12 protein-coding genes and 1 pseudogene are annotated in these 14883 nt (G+C 67.2%); 8 read left to right on the top strand and 5 right to left on the bottom strand.

What is annotated here, in order from left to right; genetic code table 11:
• Window positions 1-414: 414 nt before the first annotated feature.
• Entirely contained in the window at window positions 415-603 is a 189-nt protein-coding gene (locus ACFVYE_RS33245) for a hypothetical protein (RefSeq protein WP_389608035.1), read from the bottom strand.
• Window positions 604-804: 201 nt separating this feature from the next.
• Here ACFVYE_RS33245 and ACFVYE_RS33240 point away from each other — a divergent pair, with 201 nt between their 5' ends.
• The 4 genes from ACFVYE_RS33240 to ACFVYE_RS33225 all read left to right on the top strand — a co-directional run bounded on the left by ACFVYE_RS33240 (window position 805) and on the right by ACFVYE_RS33225 (window position 6326).
• Complete coding sequence (locus ACFVYE_RS33240; RefSeq protein WP_389608034.1) at window positions 805-4194, top strand: S8 family serine peptidase; 3390 nt, start codon at window positions 805-807, stop codon at window positions 4192-4194.
• A gap of 509 nt (window positions 4195-4703) precedes the next feature.
• Window positions 4704-5243: a winged helix-turn-helix domain-containing protein gene (locus ACFVYE_RS33235; protein WP_383966893.1), complete on the top strand. Its 540-nt coding sequence runs from the start codon at window positions 4704-4706 to the stop codon at window positions 5241-5243.
• Window positions 5244-5327: 84 nt separating this feature from the next.
• Complete coding sequence (locus ACFVYE_RS33230) at window positions 5328-5768, top strand: transposase (protein WP_389608033.1); 441 nt, start codon at window positions 5328-5330, stop codon at window positions 5766-5768.
• Between the two features lie 105 nt (window positions 5769-5873).
• A complete protein-coding gene (locus ACFVYE_RS33225; protein WP_383966897.1) occupies window positions 5874-6326 on the top strand; it encodes a DUF5959 family protein in 453 nt (150 codons plus the stop codon).
• Between the two features lie 44 nt (window positions 6327-6370).
• On the opposite strand, the gene tnpA is transcribed toward ACFVYE_RS33225, so the two are convergent.
• Window positions 6371-6787 carry an IS200/IS605 family transposase gene (gene tnpA, locus ACFVYE_RS33220; protein WP_383966900.1) on the bottom strand — a complete coding sequence of 139 codons (417 nt, stop codon included), beginning with the start codon at window positions 6785-6787 and terminating at the stop codon, window positions 6371-6373.
• A 25-nt stretch (window positions 6788-6812) separates the two neighbouring features.
• On the opposite strand from tnpA, the pseudogene ACFVYE_RS33215 reads away from it, so the two are divergent.
• A pseudogene (locus tag ACFVYE_RS33215) lies at window positions 6813-7992 on the top strand (RNA-guided endonuclease InsQ/TnpB family protein); the annotation flags it as partial.
• A gap of 177 nt (window positions 7993-8169) precedes the next feature.
• On the opposite strand, the gene ACFVYE_RS33210 reads toward ACFVYE_RS33215, so the two are convergent.
• Window positions 8170-8541 (bottom strand): DUF4440 domain-containing protein, encoded by a 372-nt coding sequence (locus ACFVYE_RS33210; RefSeq protein WP_383966949.1) that lies wholly within the window; start codon window positions 8539-8541, stop codon window positions 8170-8172.
• 312 nt (window positions 8542-8853) lie between these two features.
• Between ACFVYE_RS33210 and ACFVYE_RS33205 the strand changes: the two genes are divergently transcribed.
• The 3 genes from ACFVYE_RS33205 to ACFVYE_RS33195 are packed head-to-tail and all read left to right on the top strand — an operon-like array spanning window position 8854 to window position 11795.
• Window positions 8854-9384, top strand: a complete 531-nt coding sequence (locus ACFVYE_RS33205; protein ID WP_389608032.1) for a hypothetical protein — start codon at window positions 8854-8856, stop codon at window positions 9382-9384.
• A gap of 44 nt (window positions 9385-9428) precedes the next feature.
• Complete coding sequence (locus ACFVYE_RS33200) at window positions 9429-10442, top strand: hypothetical protein (protein ID WP_383966907.1); 1014 nt, start codon at window positions 9429-9431, stop codon at window positions 10440-10442.
• A gap of 18 nt (window positions 10443-10460) precedes the next feature.
• A complete protein-coding gene (locus ACFVYE_RS33195) occupies window positions 10461-11795 on the top strand; it encodes a Dyp-type peroxidase (protein ID WP_389608031.1) in 1335 nt (444 codons plus the stop codon).
• Window positions 11796-11951: 156 nt separating this feature from the next.
• Here ACFVYE_RS33195 and ACFVYE_RS33190 read toward each other — a convergent pair whose 3' ends face one another.
• Both ACFVYE_RS33190 and ACFVYE_RS33185 read right to left on the bottom strand, forming a co-directional pair.
• Window positions 11952-13457 carry a long-chain fatty acid--CoA ligase gene (locus tag ACFVYE_RS33190; RefSeq protein WP_389608030.1) on the bottom strand — a complete coding sequence of 502 codons (1506 nt, stop codon included), beginning with the start codon at window positions 13455-13457 and terminating at the stop codon, window positions 11952-11954.
• Window positions 13454-14575: a TauD/TfdA family dioxygenase gene (locus tag ACFVYE_RS33185; protein WP_389608029.1), complete on the bottom strand. Its 1122-nt coding sequence runs from the start codon at window positions 14573-14575 to the stop codon at window positions 13454-13456. The genes ACFVYE_RS33190 and ACFVYE_RS33185 overlap by 4 nt, the downstream gene beginning before the upstream one ends.
• Window positions 14576-14883: the final 308 nt, after the last annotated feature.

The following is a 14883-nucleotide window of genomic DNA, read 5'->3' as shown; positions in this document are numbered from 1 at the left end:
ATATGATCAGAGGCTACAAGGTGGGGTGGCAGGGGGATAGGCCACGTTCACAGGCGTGGTGCAGAAGGCGACCACTGCGGAGTCCTGGGGCTGAGGATTGTGTTGCCATCAGCCCGCCCGGGGCCGGGGTCTTCGTGTCACTTGCCTCAGCCTCACACCGGTCCGCTCTGCCGCCGTGGTGGCTACGGACCGGCGGACGCTGCACCGGCGCCGCACTCTCGCACCGCACGCGCGCGGTTTTGGGCAGCGGGTTCCCCGAAGGAGCGTCACGCGCTCTGCCGAGGCTCAGCAGTTGTCACCGGCAGAGCCGGATGAGCTGAATCCGCTGCCCGTGGTGGTCCAGTGGCTGTCAATGTCGGCGACCGGTCAGCTGCGACCTCGACGGCGCGCAGGGCGCGGGCGAGCCGGCCGCCTTCAACAAGGACCACTCTGCCGGACGTTCACTGCCTCGGCGACCTCAACCTGGCCGAGGAGTTGCTCGCCGAGGAGATGTCGCGGCTGCAGTGGCTCGGAGACGGAGTGCGGAGCCTGTGCTGTGTCCGGGAACTGCTTGCCGACCTGGTCGGTGCCGGCGCGCCTCCTTCGGCTGGGGAGCGAGATCATCCGGGCGAGCGTCGGCCCGGCGGAGCGTACCCCCACCTGCCGGGCCCGAAGATCCACCGAGCTGACGAACCGATTGATGTGACCGCGTGACGGAATACCGCCACGTGGGAAACCCGTCACGCACGGCAACCCTGAGTGATCCGTATGTCTGCCAGGATGCAGCCGCAGCATGGCATGTTCACGGTTCAAGTAGGGAGACTCATGCATCCCATAGCGCGCATAGCCTTGGGCGCGGCGACCGCCGCCGTCCTGGCCGTCACTGCGGTCGCGCCTTCAGGGGCGGCGGATACGCCGCCTGACGGTGCCTCGGGAAAGAGGCCCGTCATCGGCAGCGGTGCCGCAGCAACGGGCGGCAAGCAGGTCGCGGTCACGCTCATCACCGGCGACAAGGTGCTGGTGACCACGGACACGTCAGGCCGCAGCTCGGCGGCCGTGCTGCCCCGTGAGGACGGCACACAGCCGATTGTGCAGACCTTTCAGATGGGCAAGGACCTCTACGTCTACCCGGAGGACGCCTCCCGGGCGATCGCCGAGGGCAAGGTCGACGAGCAGCTGTTCAACGTCACCGGGCTGATCCGCCAGGGATACGACGACACACACACCGACACGCTGCCGCTCATCGCCACCTACCGGAACAGCGTGAACGTTGCCGACAGCGCGCCGGCGGCCCCTCGTGGGGCCGAGCGGGGCCTGAGCCTCCCGGCTGTGGACGGCGTCGCACTCAAGGCCGGCAAGGACACTGCCGCCACCTTCTGGCAGGACGTCACCAACACCCGCTCACGTTCTGCCTCCACACTGAAGAAGCTGTGGCTGGACAGCAAGGTCAAGGCCACGCTGGACCGGTCCACCAAGCAGGTGCACGCGCCGGAGGCCTGGGCCGAGGGCTACGACGGCAAGGGCACCAAGGTCGCCGTGCTGGACACGGGCGTGGACGCCGAGCACCCGGACCTGGTGAGCCGGGTCGCCGCGTCCAAGAACTTCACGGACTCCAACAGCACCAACGACCGGCAGGGTCACGGCACGCACACCGCCTCCACGGTCGGCGGCTCCGGAGCGGCCAGCGACGGCCGCAAGAAGGGCGTCGCCCCCGGGACCGATCTGCTCATCGGCAAGGTCCTCAACGACAGCGGCTCCGGCGCAAGCTCCTGGATCATCGCGGGAATGCAGTGGGCCGTCGACCAGCAGGCCGATGTCGTCTCCATGAGCCTGGGCAACCCCGCGATCGGCGACTGCACCGACCCGCTGGCCGAGGCCGCGAAGCAGCTCTCGCAGAACACGCACACTCTGTTCGTCGTCGCCGCCGGCAACGCCGGCTCGGGCATCGAGACCGTCTCCTCGCCCGGCTGTGCGCCCGGCGTGCTGACCGTCGGCGCTGTCGACCGTGACGACACCACCGCGTGGTTCTCCAGCCGCGGTCCGGTGGCCGTCACCCACACCCTCAAGCCCGAGATCGCCGCCCCCGGCGTCGACATCTCGGCGGCCAACGCGGGCGGACGCGGCGTCTACGCGTACCAGACTATGTCGGGCACCTCCATGGCGACCCCGCACGTCGCAGGCGCAGCGGCCATTGTCCGCCAGGCCCACCCGGACTGGACCGCGCAGCAGATCAAGGCTGCCCTCGTCTCCTCCGCCCGCACCGGCGGCAAGGTCGCCGGCGCCGACCAGACCGGGGCCGGCGTCCTCGACGTGGTCGCGGCGGTGCACCAGAACGTGCTCTCCGCGCCCGCCGTCCAGGGCGGCAGTTACAACTGGCCGCAGGACACCTCGGACCGCACCACCGTGCAGGTGCCCTTCACCAACACCAGCTCAGGCGACCTCGCCCTGAGTCTCAAGGTCAGCGGTGTGCGCGGCAACGACGGCAGCGATGTCAACTCCGACGTCATCAAGCTGGAGCAGGGCAAGGTGACCGTTCCCGCGGGGGCCACCGTCCAGGTGCCGGTGCGGATCGACCCCACCGCCCGTCTCAAGGCCGCCCAGTACGGTGCCGTCACCGGCCGGATCACGGCCACCGGCAGCAAGGCGCACGTCTCCGTGCCGGTCACGCTCTACGTCCAGCCGGAAACGGTCACCCTCCGGGTCAAGGTCATCGACCGCAACGGCGAGCCCGCGACCGGCGCCTCCTCCCTGGACCTGGTCAGCCTCGACACCGACAAGGGCGAGCGCCGCAGCAACCAGGGCGCGACCGATCAGACGTACCGCGTGCGGCCGGGCGACTACGCTCTCGCCGGCTTCGTGGCCACCTACGATGCGAGCAATGCACCCGAATCCATCGGCTACCTCGGGCGCCCGCAGCTGCGGATCACCCGTGACACCACCGTCGTCCTCGACGCTCGCAAGGCCCATCGGCTGAGCGCGCACACCGACCGCCCCTCGACAGTGAGCCACACCACCTTCAGTTACGCCCGCACGTGGGACGACACCTGGCAGCTGAACGGATCGCTCTCGGCCGGCAGCACCGTGCAGAAGTTCTACGCCTCCGTCGACGGGCGCGCTCAGAACGGCTCCTTCGAATTCCGGCCCACCTGGCGCGCGACCGGGTCGCAGGGCGACTCGTCCTATGTCTACAACCTCTCGTTCCCGACCGAGGGCCCGCTGCGGTCGGACCGGGTCTACCGGCCGAGCGACTCCAAGCTGGCCCGGGTCACCGAGAAGTGGAATGCCCTCGGCAAGGAGGCCGACTACCTCGACGGGCTGTTCATCCTCCCCGCATGGAACAGAAACACCACTATCCCGGTGAGCCTGCTCGACCCGGTCCATGTGCCGGGCACCCGCGCCGCCTACTACACGACCGGCGACGACGCCTGGTACCACGGCGCGATGACCAGCTTCCCGTTTGCCGCGTTCATGAGCGACCAGTACCGCACCTACCGGGCCGGAGACCGGCGTACCGAGGAGTGGTACCGGGGCCTCCTGCGGCCGGCCGCGCCGCGTGACGCCGCCGGCAAGCCGGCGCTGGCCGCCGAGCGGCAGGGCGATCTGATCGGCTTCCAGAGCGCGCTCTGGCTCGATGCCTCCGGCGACCACTGGTCCTACGGCGGGTCGTTCGGCGACCTCGGTAACCTGGTGCTGAAGCGCAACGGTGAGCAGATCGCCACCAGCACCTATCCGTACGACGCGTTCGAGGTTCCGGCTGAGGACTCCGCGTACGAGCTCACCCAGAACCTGTCCAAGATCGACACCTCGGACCGGAACTGGCTGCGTTCCACCGCTCTCACCACCACCTGGAGCTTCCGCTCCCACCTGGAGCCGGAGGTCTACTCCCGCGGCCTGCCGATCCTCTTCCCGGCGTACGACCTGCCGGTGGACGGCATGAACACGCTGCCCGCGCAGAGCGGCATCAAGGTCGGCCTGTCGGCCGAGGGCCACGCCGGGTACACCCCGGGCACGATCACAGCGGCCTCCATGTCCTACTCCTACGACGGCGGCGCCACCTGGACCCAGGCGCCGACCGAGCAGCAGCACGGCAAGTGGACGGCCGTCCTCGACCACACCGGCGCCGCCGGCAAGCAGGTCACTCTGAAGGCCACCCTCACCGACTCCAACGGCAACGCGGTCACCCAGACCATCACCCGCGCCTACGACGTCCGGTAGCCACACAGTCCGGCCGGGCGGTCTCCCGCAACAGGGGCCCGCCCGGCCACCCACCTGCCGCCCCACGTGTGATCATCAGGGTGTACTGCAACCGTGCTTGAGGTGGCGAGGCCGCAGGTTGCTTGTTGGGCTGTGTACGGGTGGGGATGTTGACGCGGCCGTCTTTCATCTGCCGACCACCCGCGTAGCCCTGGGTTAGGGCGCGGGCGGCCACCCCGCGGGCATCGTGCTCGGCTGCAGCGAATGCTCGGTGATCGCCAAGGCCCGGATCCAGGACTACCGGCGCACCCTCGAACGTCGCTCCCAGCCCCTGCGCGTAGCCGCTGAACTTTTCCACAAAACTATGTATCTGGCTGTGCGCTACCGGGACCAATCGCAGTGCACCGGGCTTCAGCCCGGTGGTGAAGCGATTCTGAACGCTGCTCCGACCGGCAGACTACTGAACTTGATTGGGTGATGTCGGAGCCGTTCGCCTGACGGTGATAGGGCCGTTCCGGTAGCCCTGGACTGTGAGATACGCACAGGGCGGCGGGCTGACCGACGCCGGGAGGGCCGCGCGGGAGCGGGTTCGGCTGCAGGCCGTGGAACGCTTCGAGGGCGGGCAGAAGAACCTGGAGATCGCTGCCGCGTTGCGGGTCAGCGAGCGGTCCGTGGAGCGGTGGCGTCGCCAGTGGCGCGAGGGTGGCGAGGCCGGGGTCCTGTCGAAGGGATCTCCGGGCCGACCGAGGCTCAGTGATGCGCAGATCGCCAGGCTGGAAGGGGAGTTGGAGCGAGGGCCGCTCGTCCATGGCTGGGCGGACCAGCGGTGGACCCTGGCTCGGATTAAGACGCTGATCGGTCGCCCGTTCCACGTCTCTTACACGGACGAGGGCGTGTGGCTGTTACTCAAGCGGCATGGCTGGTCGTGGCAGCAGCCTGCCCGGAGGGCCATCGAGCGTGACGACACCTCAGTCGAAGCCTGGAAGAAGGAGACCTGGCCGCGGGTAAGAGCATCGCGGCGGAGCGCGGGGCCTGGATCGTCTTTGAGGACGAGGCCGGGCAGTCGATGACTCCGCCGCGTGCCAGGACCTGGGGCCGCCGGGGCTGCACGCCGGTCGTGCGGGTGCGCGGCCGCGGTTCCGGGGCGAGTGTCGATGGCGGGCATGACCTGCTACAAGGCTGGTGAGCGGGCCCGGTTGTTCTATGCCGTCCGGGAGTACGCCGGGCGCAAGGGCCAGCCGAAGGGCTTCGGCTGGCGCGACTTCCGTGATCTGATCGTCCGGGCGCGCATTCAGCTGGGCGGGCCGATCGTGCTGGTCTGGGACAACGTCCGACTACACCTGACGAAGCCGCTGCGCGAGTTCATCGACGCGAACGCCGAATGGGTCACCGTCGTTCAGCTGCCCACCTACGCGCCCGACCTCAACCCAACCGAGGGTGTGTGGTCCCTGGTCAAGCGTGACATCGGCAACCTCGCCGCCGCCAACCTCAGCCAAGTCACCCGCGCGGTCAAGCATTGGCTCAAGACGCTCCAGTACCGGCCGGACGTGATCGACGGCTGTCTCGCCGGCACCGGCTTGGCCCTGGGCACGTGACTCCTCGATGCCGAGTCCTGACTGTGTCGCTCGTCCGGCGACAGGAGACGATGCAACCCACACCAGCGCACGAAAGCGAGCAACTTCATGACGGAGCCCACTTCGATGGACCTTATCCACCTCGCCGATCCGGATGGGAACCGCTGCATCGTGCGCGTCACAGGACGGTTTCAGCCGGGCGTGCTGACCGGCCACGACATCCTGCACGCGGACGTACTCGCCTCCGCGAGCTTCGTCGACGCCCGGCTCGACCTTCACCTCTTCCAGCATGACCTGGACTCCTGGGAGCAGGCGCTGTCCAACCTGGGACCAGGCCAGACAGCCAGCATCGGCGGAGACCGCGGCCTGAGCCTCGACATCCACATGCACGAAGACGGCTGGCTGTCGATCCAGATCAGCGACCCGGACCGCCTTACGACGCTCCTGGGAACCCGGCCCGAGGGAGACTGGATCGCCGAGCACCGCGGGCGCCTGGAACAGGTCCGGCGGACCTGGCCCCGCGAAGTCGTCGAGACGGCCCCAGGGGCCTACGAGTGGAGCCCTGACCGCAAGCGGTGACCACCTGATCCAAGCAGCCGACATCACCCTTTCATGTTCAGTAGCTAGAGCGGGCGGTTCTGCTGCTCGATGTACTGACGGATGATCGACAGCGGAGCCCCGCCCACCGACCCGGCGAAGTACGAGCCGGACCACAGGCGCTGAGCCCGCCAGTAGTGCCGGACCAGTTCCGGGTATTCCTGTCGGAGTCTGCGTGAGCTGACGCCCTTGAGTGAGTTGACCAGCTTGGACAGGGCCACCTTCGGCGGGAGGTTCACCAGTAGATGCACGTGGTTGTTCTCGCCGTTGAACTCCACCAGCTCGCACTCAAAGTCCTCGCACACGGCGCGCATGATCTCTTCCATGCGCGTCAGGTGCGCGTCTTTGAAGACCTTGTGCCGGTACTTCGTCACGAAAACCAAGTGGGCGTGGAGGGCGAAGGAGCAGTGTCTGCCAGTACGGATGTTCTGATACTCGGCCATAAATCAACATGGTGCGATGCTGATCGTGCAGCTCAGGTACAGCTTCCGCCTGTATCCGAACGGTCCCCAGCGTTCCGCGGTGGCAAGGGCGTTCGGGTGCTCGCGGGTGGTCTACAACGATGCGCTTCGCGCTCGTGAGACCGCCCGTGTGGAGGGTGCGCCGTTCCCGAAGACCGGGGATCTGTCGAAGCTGCTGATCACCGACGCGAAGAAGACCGACCAGCGTGGTTGGCTCGGCGAGGTATCGGCCGTGGTGTTGCAATAGTCCCTGCGGGATCTGGATACCGCGTACCGGAACTTCTTCGATGGGCTCAAGGGCAAGCGACCGCGCATGGGCGCTCCCCGGTTCAAGAGCCGCAAGGACAACCGGCAGGCCGTCAGGTTCACCGCGAACGCACGGTGGAAGATCACCACGGGCGGGGACCTGTCGTTGCCGAAGATCGGCGATGTGCGGGTCAAATGGTCTCGCGTCCTTCCCTCCGTGCCGTCCACGGTCACCGTGGTCAAGGACGCTGCCAGTAGGTACTTCGCGAGCTTCGTCGTGGAGACCGACCCTGACCAGGCCCTGCCCGGGACGGATGCTCAGGTCGGTATCGACCTTGGCCTGTCCCACTTCGCGATCCTCTCGGACGGCACGAAGATCGACGCCCCGCGTTTCCTGCGCCGCGCCGAGAAGAAGTTCAAGAAGGAACAGCGACGCCTGTCCCGCAGGACCAAGGGCAGCAACAACAGGACGAAGGCCCGCATCGAGGTCGCCCGCGCTCACACACGGGTGGCCGACGCACGGCGCGAGTTTCACCATCAGCTCTCAACGAAGATCATCCGTGAGAACCAAGCGGTTGCCGTTGAGGACCTGGCGGTCAAGGGACTCGCCCGTACGCGCCTGGCCAAGTCCGTCCACGACGCCGGATGGTCGGCGTTCGTAGGGATGCTGGAGTACAAGGCCGCCCGGTACGGGCGCACCTTCGTACGCATCGGCCGGTTCGAGCCGACCTCTCAGGTCTGCTCGCAGTGCGGCGTCAAGGACGGCCCCAAGCCCCTGCACATCCGCGTCTGGGAGTGCGGGGCATGCGTGAGCCGTCCTCGACCGGGACATCAACGCGGGGGTCAACGTCGCCAAGGCCGCCGGACTGGCGGTGTCAGCCCGTGGAGCGCAGGTAAGACCGGTACTCGTACCGGCACAGCGCGGTGAAGCAGGAACCCACCGAGACGGTCAGACGACCGTGGTAGAAATCCCCGCCCTTCAGGGCGGGGAGCGGAAGTCAATGTCCGCCCTCGTCAGCGCGGGAGCGGGGCGGACTCACGACAGCCCGCTCAACTCCTGTGCCACGGGCACCTGTCATGGCGTTCCGGCCGTGCGGTGCGCAGAAGAGGAGAACCCCCTATGCGTCATCCCAGGCCATTGAGCTCATCCTCCAGCCGACAGGTGTCCGGACGAACTGGGTGGTCTTGCGGCCGGATCCCTCGAACCACTCGCCATCGAGGAAACCGGACTTGCTGTACTCGCTGAATCGGTGCGCGATGGACCCGAAAATCTCGGTCCGCTCGGCAACTTCCCATTCGGAGAACTCCGTCAGCGTCCCATCGGTGAGGATCTTCTCCCGGGGCTCGACGAACGCGTCGAGGTCGTAGATCACCGGCTCGCCCCCGACGTTCTTGATAATCATTCCTTGCGGAATGAACACCTCACGGACAGCGTCCACGTTCGGCCGACTTCCGCCGGTGTTGGTGAACGCACCGAGGAAGGAGCGCATCAGTTGGTCGAGCTCGGCCTTGACGTCGGACACGGATCCCCTCCCACAGGTGAAGCACCTCGCGCCTGATCGTCGCCCATTGCCGGCCTGTCGGCAAGGTCGACGTACTTGGTCCTGCCCCGGGCAGCCCCATGCACTCGGTGAGCGATGCCGCGAAGAACAATGTCCTGCCGGGATCCGGCCGGGCTGCCGACGGTGCTGCCCGCACGCGCGACCGGGACCATGACAGTGCCGCTCACGAGGCGGATGGGCCTGCTGCGTGGGACAATCAGGGGGATTGTTCCCGGCTGGCAGGTGGCGGGAGGAGCGGACATGGAGATCAAGCCGCAGGCGGCCGTCATCCCCGAGATCGACCAACTCGAGCAGGGGAAATACGGTCCCGTGTTTCCGAAGACACCGGCGTGTTACGGGTTCACCATCGTCGCGAAGGTCAAGCCGGGCCGGGCCGACGCGATGCGTGCCTACGGCAATACTTTGGCCGAGGCTCTGGAGGAAGACCCCCATCTCCTCGCGCCACTGAAGTTGCACTACCTGCGCTGGGTGCTCTTCGACGACGACACGCGCTTCATGTATCAGGGGATCTTCGATACCGACTTCGACAAGTACACCGAGGACGCCATCGCGCTTTTCGGCAAGGCGGGGGTGAACACGGCCTTCGAGAACCTCGAAGGATTCCCCGAGGACTGGCGGACCAACCCTGAGGCGTTCGTCAGGTTTGTGCGCGAACACCACTGTCCGAGCTTCATCGAGTACGGGGAGTACCCGTACGTGTCCGCTGATGAGATCAAGAAGGCTCTGCGGATCAAGGGTGCCCTGTCGGAGATGCTCGACCAGCTGCAGTGAGAGCGGGCTGTCGTGTGCTTGTCCCATTGCGGATCGGAGACGAGATGAGTGAGGTCAGGACCGCGCGCACCTACAACCAGAACCACGTCCCGCGCGAATACACCCCTGGTCGGCGACGGGTGAGCATCTACGTCTCGTGGAGCTATCCGGCCGAGTCGGGCAGGAATCCGGCTGAACTGGACAACCGGTTCTCCACGATGACGGAGGTCAGGCGGGTGGCGTGGCCTGCCTACGAGGACCCGAAGTGGTCCGACCCGTTGCAGTTCCAGCAGGGCATCGCCGGATCGCTGGAATTGTTCTTCTGGGCCTGGGTGCCGTTTCAGCAGTTCGTCGAGGAGGTCACCGGGCACCCCGTCCCGGTGTATCAGCGCATCGACCAGGCCGGATTCCGGACCCCGCTCGACGAGCGGGTACTGGCCGACACCGACACTCTCTTCGTGTTCGGGCTGGACCACATGGTCACCGGGCAGGAGGCCCGGCCCGAGGAGGTTGAGGCGCTGCGGGCCTTCCTCGGCCGGGAGGACGCCCGCCTGGTCCTGGGGCCTCACCATGACGTCGGGGCATCGGACGATCTGGCCGTGCGGGACGTGGAGTATCACCATCACGGCGATCTCTTGGTCCCCCGCCAGCAGCGATTCGCCACCTACGTCCGGGACTTGATGCAGGGCCTCGCGGTGCCGGTCGAGAACCGTTACGGACTGCGCCCCGCGGTGCGGGAGAAGAACGAGATCGCCCCGCTCTCCACGGTGAGGGACCTGGACGCGAAAGGGTGGCTGGAAGGGGTGACCAACTTCAACTTCCATATGCACCTGCCGCATTACGCCGTGACGACCGACGAGCCGGATGTCATCCACGTGCTGGCCAGGCAGCCGATCGACACCTCCAGGCCGCATCCGTTCACCGAGGCCGGCAACACCGAGTTCAACATGTTTCTGTGGATGCCTGCGAGCGGTGAGCGGGCCGGCGATGTGCTGCTGGCGGACTCCACGATCTTCAGTTCGCTGTTCGGCGGCGACGAAAGTCTGCGGAGATTCTGGCGGAACCTCGTTACGAAGTAATGTCGCAGGGAGGCGACCGTGAGCGGGCCTACGCAAGTCGCGTTGGAACTCGACGACATTCAGCGCGGGGTTCTCAGCCCTCGGCCGACCCCCTACGCGGCGACCTACCTTGTGTTCCGTGTCGATGACCGGGCGGACGGGCGGGAGCTGATGCGGCGCGCGAGCGCGGTGGTGACCTCCGCCGCCGACTCGGTCAGCCCCCGGGGGGACACCTGGGTCAGTGTCGCGGTCTCCTGCCACGGTCTGGAGGCCCTGGGTGTGCCGCGCGCATCACTGGACACGTTCGCCTGGGAGTTCCGGCAGTCGATGGCCGCCCGGGCCAGAACACTGGGCGATGTCGGTGAGAGCAGCCCCGAGAACTGGGAAGCGCCGCTGGGCACGCCGGATGTCCATGTGGTCCTCACGGCGGTCGCGCCCGACCCCCAACGGCTGGAGGCGGCCCTCGATCGGGCCCGCCCCGCGTACGACCACCTTTCCGGTGTGACCGCGATCTGGCGGCAGGACTGTTATGCGCTGCCCACCGAGACCGAGCATTTCGGCTATCGCGACGGCGTCAGCCATCCAGCCGTCGAAGGAAGCGGCATCGCCGGGTCGAACCGGCTGGAGTCGCCCCTGAAGGCCGGGGAGTTCGTGCTCGGCTACCGGGACGAGATCGGCGGTCTCCAGACCCCGCAGCCGGAGGTGCTGGGGCGCAACGGCAGCTACGCGGTCTTCCGTAAGCTCCACCAGGACGTCGCCGCGTTCCGGCGCTATCTGCGGGACAACGCCACTTCTCCCGATGACGAGGAACTGCTCGCGGCCAAGGTCATGGGACGCTGGCGCAGCGGAGCCCCCCTCGCGCTCAGTCCGCAACACGACGACCCCGCTCTCGGTACCGACCAGGACCGCCGCAACACGTTCCTGTACGAGCGGGACGATCCGGCGGGATTCATCACGCCCGGCGGCTGCCACATCCGCCGGGCCAACCCCCGCGACGCCTCGGTGGCGGGAGAAGTGCGACTGCACCGCATGATCAGACGCGGCGCCGTCTACGGACCGCCGCTGCCCGAGGGGGTCCTGGAGGACGACGGGGCCGACCGCGGCCTGATGTTCGCGTTCATCGGAGCCCACCTCGGGCGGCAGTTCGAGTTCGTCCAGTCGGAATGGATGAACGACGGCGTCTTCTTCGGCGCGGGCAGCACCAAAGACCCCGTCACCGGATCCCACGACGGAGTCACCGGCCTCACCATTCCCCGGCGGCCGCTTCGACGGCGCCTCACCCCACTGCCGCGCTTCGTCGTCACCCGCGGCGGCGAGTACTGCTTCCTGCCGAGCCGGAGTGCCCTGCGCTGGCTCGGGGAACTCCAGAACTGACAGGGCGGCCATGCACGCCGGGGCACCACCCCGGGGTGCTCCGCCGCTCAGGGGCGCTCCGCCCTGCGCGGGCGACCGCATCCGTAGCTACTGGCACGCCCACCGCGCTGCGCATGCGGCGTCTTCCTGTGGTTGCCGCCGTCGAACCAGATCGGTTCAGTCCGTGGACGCCTTCTGCTCGACGACGATCTCCCGCTTGACGATTTTGCCCGTTGCTCCCTTGGGGAGTGCGTCGGTGAATGTGACGATCCGCGGATACTTGTAGGCCGCCACCCGCTGTTTGACATGGTCGCGTATTTCATCGGCCGTGATCTGTGCACCGTCCCGGAGGGTCACGACGGCGGCTACCTCCTCTCCGTAGATCTCGTGCGGGACGCCGACTACTGCGGCCTCGGCGACGGCCGGGTGTTCGTAGAGCACCTCCTCGATTTCACGTGGGTAGACGTTGTATCCGCCGCGGATGATGAGGTCCTTCTTCCGGTCCACGATGAAGTAGTAGCCGTCCTCGTCGACGCGGGCCAGGTCGCCGCTGTGGAACCACCCGTCCCGGATGGCATCCGCGGTCGCGTCCGGACGATTCCAGTAGCCTTTCATCACGTTGTCGCCGCGGATCGCGATCTCACCCACCTCGCCCGGGCCCACCGAAGTGCCGTCGTCCGCCACGACCTTGAGCTCGACCCCGCGGATCGGGAGGCCGATCGAGCCGGCCTTGCGTGCCCTGTCCGGGGGGTTGAACGACGCGACGGGCGAAGTCTCCGACAGCCCATAGCCCTCAAGCACTGTGACGCCGAATGTATGTTCGAATTCATGCAGAACCTCGACCGGCAAGGAAGCACCGCCGGAAACGGCCAGGCGCAGTCGTGAGAGGTCGTAGCCGTCGGGGATCTCGGTGTGGAGCAGGGCTGTGTACATCGTGGGGACGCCCAGGAAGATGGTGGCCCCGTCGTGATGCATGATCTCCAGCGCCTTGGCCGGCTCGAACCGCGGCAGCAAGGTCAAAGTGGCGCCCGCGGCGACGGCAGTGTTGAGAGCGCAGGTCTGCCCGAAGGCGTGGAACAGCGGCAGGCCCCCGAACAGTACGTCGCCCGGCCCGACGTGGAGCAGCGTCTCGGTCGCGGTGGCCGCGTTGGTCATCAGGTTGCGGTGGGTCAGCTCGGAGCCCTTCGGGGTGCCTGTCGTGCCCGATGTGTAGAGAATCACGGCAGTGTCGTCCTCCGCCCGGTCGGCGACCTGGGGCATCGGTTCGGTGGCCCGCACTTGGGTGTCGAACGCCGTCGAGTTGGTGACCAGGCAGTCGGCCCCGCTGTCCGCCGCGGCCGTTGTGACCTGGTCCGCGCACCGCGGGAGTGTCACCACGATCCGCGATCCGGAATCCCGGAGAGTGAAGGCTATTTCACGGGCCTTCAACAGCGGATTCATCGGTACCACCACGCCACCGCAGCGGAGGATGCCGTAGTACGCGACCGGGAACCAGGTGACGTTGGGCATGACCAACGCGACGCGGTCGCCCGGCCGGACGCCCTTGGTCTGCAACAGTGTGGCGAACCGCGCGCTTGTGTCGTTCAGTTGGGCATAGGTGAGGGTGATCTCATCCTGGCGAACGGCGACGCGGTCGCCGTCGGCCCGGGCGGATTCGGTCAGGAGCGTGGCGAGGTTGTTCATTCGGTTTCCTCCTGGATCTGGGTTGGTGGCGGTCGCCGTTGGTGCCGGCAGCCGCTGAGGACCACGGAGTTCTGTGTCGCGATCACGTCGCGGGGGGCAACCCCGCCGCGAACGGGACCGCCGCCGGTGCTGTGCGGATCTCCCCAGAAGTCGGGTGGCAGGCCGCGTTCCTGCCGCACGGCCAGCCACAGCCGCAGGACGTGGCGCTTCAGTTCGGGCTCGGCGAAGTCCTCATATTCCGTGCGGGAATGAAGAACCGCATGGTTGTTGAGGAACAGCAGGTCGCCGACCTCGAAGTCGACCTCGAGCCGGAACTCCGGTGACCCTGCCAGTGCGTCGACGAGGTCGAACAGTTCCACGTCCGTCGGCTCCAAGCGGGGAACGTCAGGAAAGCGCTGTGCGGATTCGAGGTAGCAGCGGTTGTAGCGCATGCTGAGCTTGTCCCCGCTCCAGGACGCGAGCGGGACAGCGGCGTACGGGCGCTCGCCGGGGGCCTGCTCCTCCCGTAGGTCGAGGAAATGTGTGCGGTAAAGTCGCCCGAGCAGATCCGGTCGCCGTGCCAGGACGGCGTTGTAGACCGCTGCCGAACTGACGACGGCAGTCCGTGCGCCGGAGCGGGCCGCTCGCAGGCACAGCAGCCCGAGGACATCGGATCCGTCGGTGTGGAACAGCAAGCTCGCTCTGGTCTGGTATCCGCGCGTTCCCGGGTCGGCAAGGCTACGGCCGGTGTCCCGGGCGTGGCCCAGCATGTGGCCGGATGCGTTCTGCGACACCGGAACACCCAGATGCCGGCCCACTCCCCAGAAAATGGTGCTCGCCGCCGCCTGGCTGTATCGCTCGACCGGAATGCGTTTGACGAGCACGAATCCCCGTCCGTTCTCCAGTACGCCGGCGATGCGTTCCAGTTCGCCGGCCAGGGTCGGCAGCGGAAAGTCGCCGGCGGTCATCTTCAGCAGTGGAAGGCCCCGCGCACGCACCGCGCGCAGGGCCGCCTCGAGTTCGTCGATCTGCGCCGGCGAGAGCCGCAGGACCCATTTCTCGGAGTCCGCCAGGTCCGGACCCGCCCACACGGCCGGCCCGGTGCAGGGCCGACGCAGCATGTTGATCACGCTTGTCATGGTGACCTCCCTCAGGCCGTACGTCTCTCTTCGGACTCGTGTGCAGCTCATTGCCGGCTGGAACAGGAATCGTGCGTACGACCTCTGGCTTTTCTTTGTGGAATATTTCTGACGGCTTCGGTGCGTGTCATTGCCCCGAATCCATTGATCTGCTGGAAATCCCGTGCCGCCGTTTCAGAGATGGTCAGCATTTGAACTTTTTGCGATGGTGTTCTCCGCTGGAATTCCGATCGGCCGGGACGCCGTATCCAGGCGGAGAAACCCACCGCGGTGGTGCAACGCTAGGTCACGGCGTGCCCCATGGCTTG

The organism is Streptomyces sp. NPDC058239, from assembly GCF_042882185.1.
GTDB lineage: Bacteria > Actinomycetota > Actinomycetes > Streptomycetales > Streptomycetaceae > Streptomyces.
The sequence above is the reverse complement of the archived record's forward strand: the minus strand, read 5'-3'. Positions and strand labels throughout refer to the sequence as shown.

What these genes read in the sequence shown, in the direction of transcription:
- ACFVYE_RS33245 (WP_389608035.1), bottom strand. Translation starts at nt 603, where the DNA reads ATGATCTCGCTCCCCAGCCGAAGGAGGCGCGCCGGCACCGACCAGGTC.
- ACFVYE_RS33240 (WP_389608034.1), top strand. Translation starts at nt 805, where the DNA reads ATGCATCCCATAGCGCGCATAGCCTTGGGCGCGGCGACCGCCGCCGTC.
- ACFVYE_RS33230 (WP_389608033.1), top strand. Translation starts at nt 5,328, where the DNA reads ATGGCGGGCATGACCTGCTACAAGGCTGGTGAGCGGGCCCGGTTGTTC.
- ACFVYE_RS33225 (WP_383966897.1), top strand. Translation starts at nt 5,874, where the DNA reads ATGGACCTTATCCACCTCGCCGATCCGGATGGGAACCGCTGCATCGTG.
- tnpA (WP_383966900.1), bottom strand. Translation starts at nt 6,787, where the DNA reads ATGGCCGAGTATCAGAACATCCGTACTGGCAGACACTGCTCCTTCGCC.
- ACFVYE_RS33210 (WP_383966949.1), bottom strand. Translation starts at nt 8,541, where the DNA reads ATGCGCTCCTTCCTCGGTGCGTTCACCAACACCGGCGGAAGTCGGCCG.
- ACFVYE_RS33205 (WP_389608032.1), top strand. Translation starts at nt 8,854, where the DNA reads ATGGAGATCAAGCCGCAGGCGGCCGTCATCCCCGAGATCGACCAACTC.
- ACFVYE_RS33200 (WP_383966907.1), top strand. Translation starts at nt 9,429, where the DNA reads ATGAGTGAGGTCAGGACCGCGCGCACCTACAACCAGAACCACGTCCCG.
- ACFVYE_RS33190 (WP_389608030.1), bottom strand. Translation starts at nt 13,457, where the DNA reads ATGAACAACCTCGCCACGCTCCTGACCGAATCCGCCCGGGCCGACGGC.
- ACFVYE_RS33185 (WP_389608029.1), bottom strand. Translation starts at nt 14,575, where the DNA reads ATGACAAGCGTGATCAACATGCTGCGTCGGCCCTGCACCGGGCCGGCC.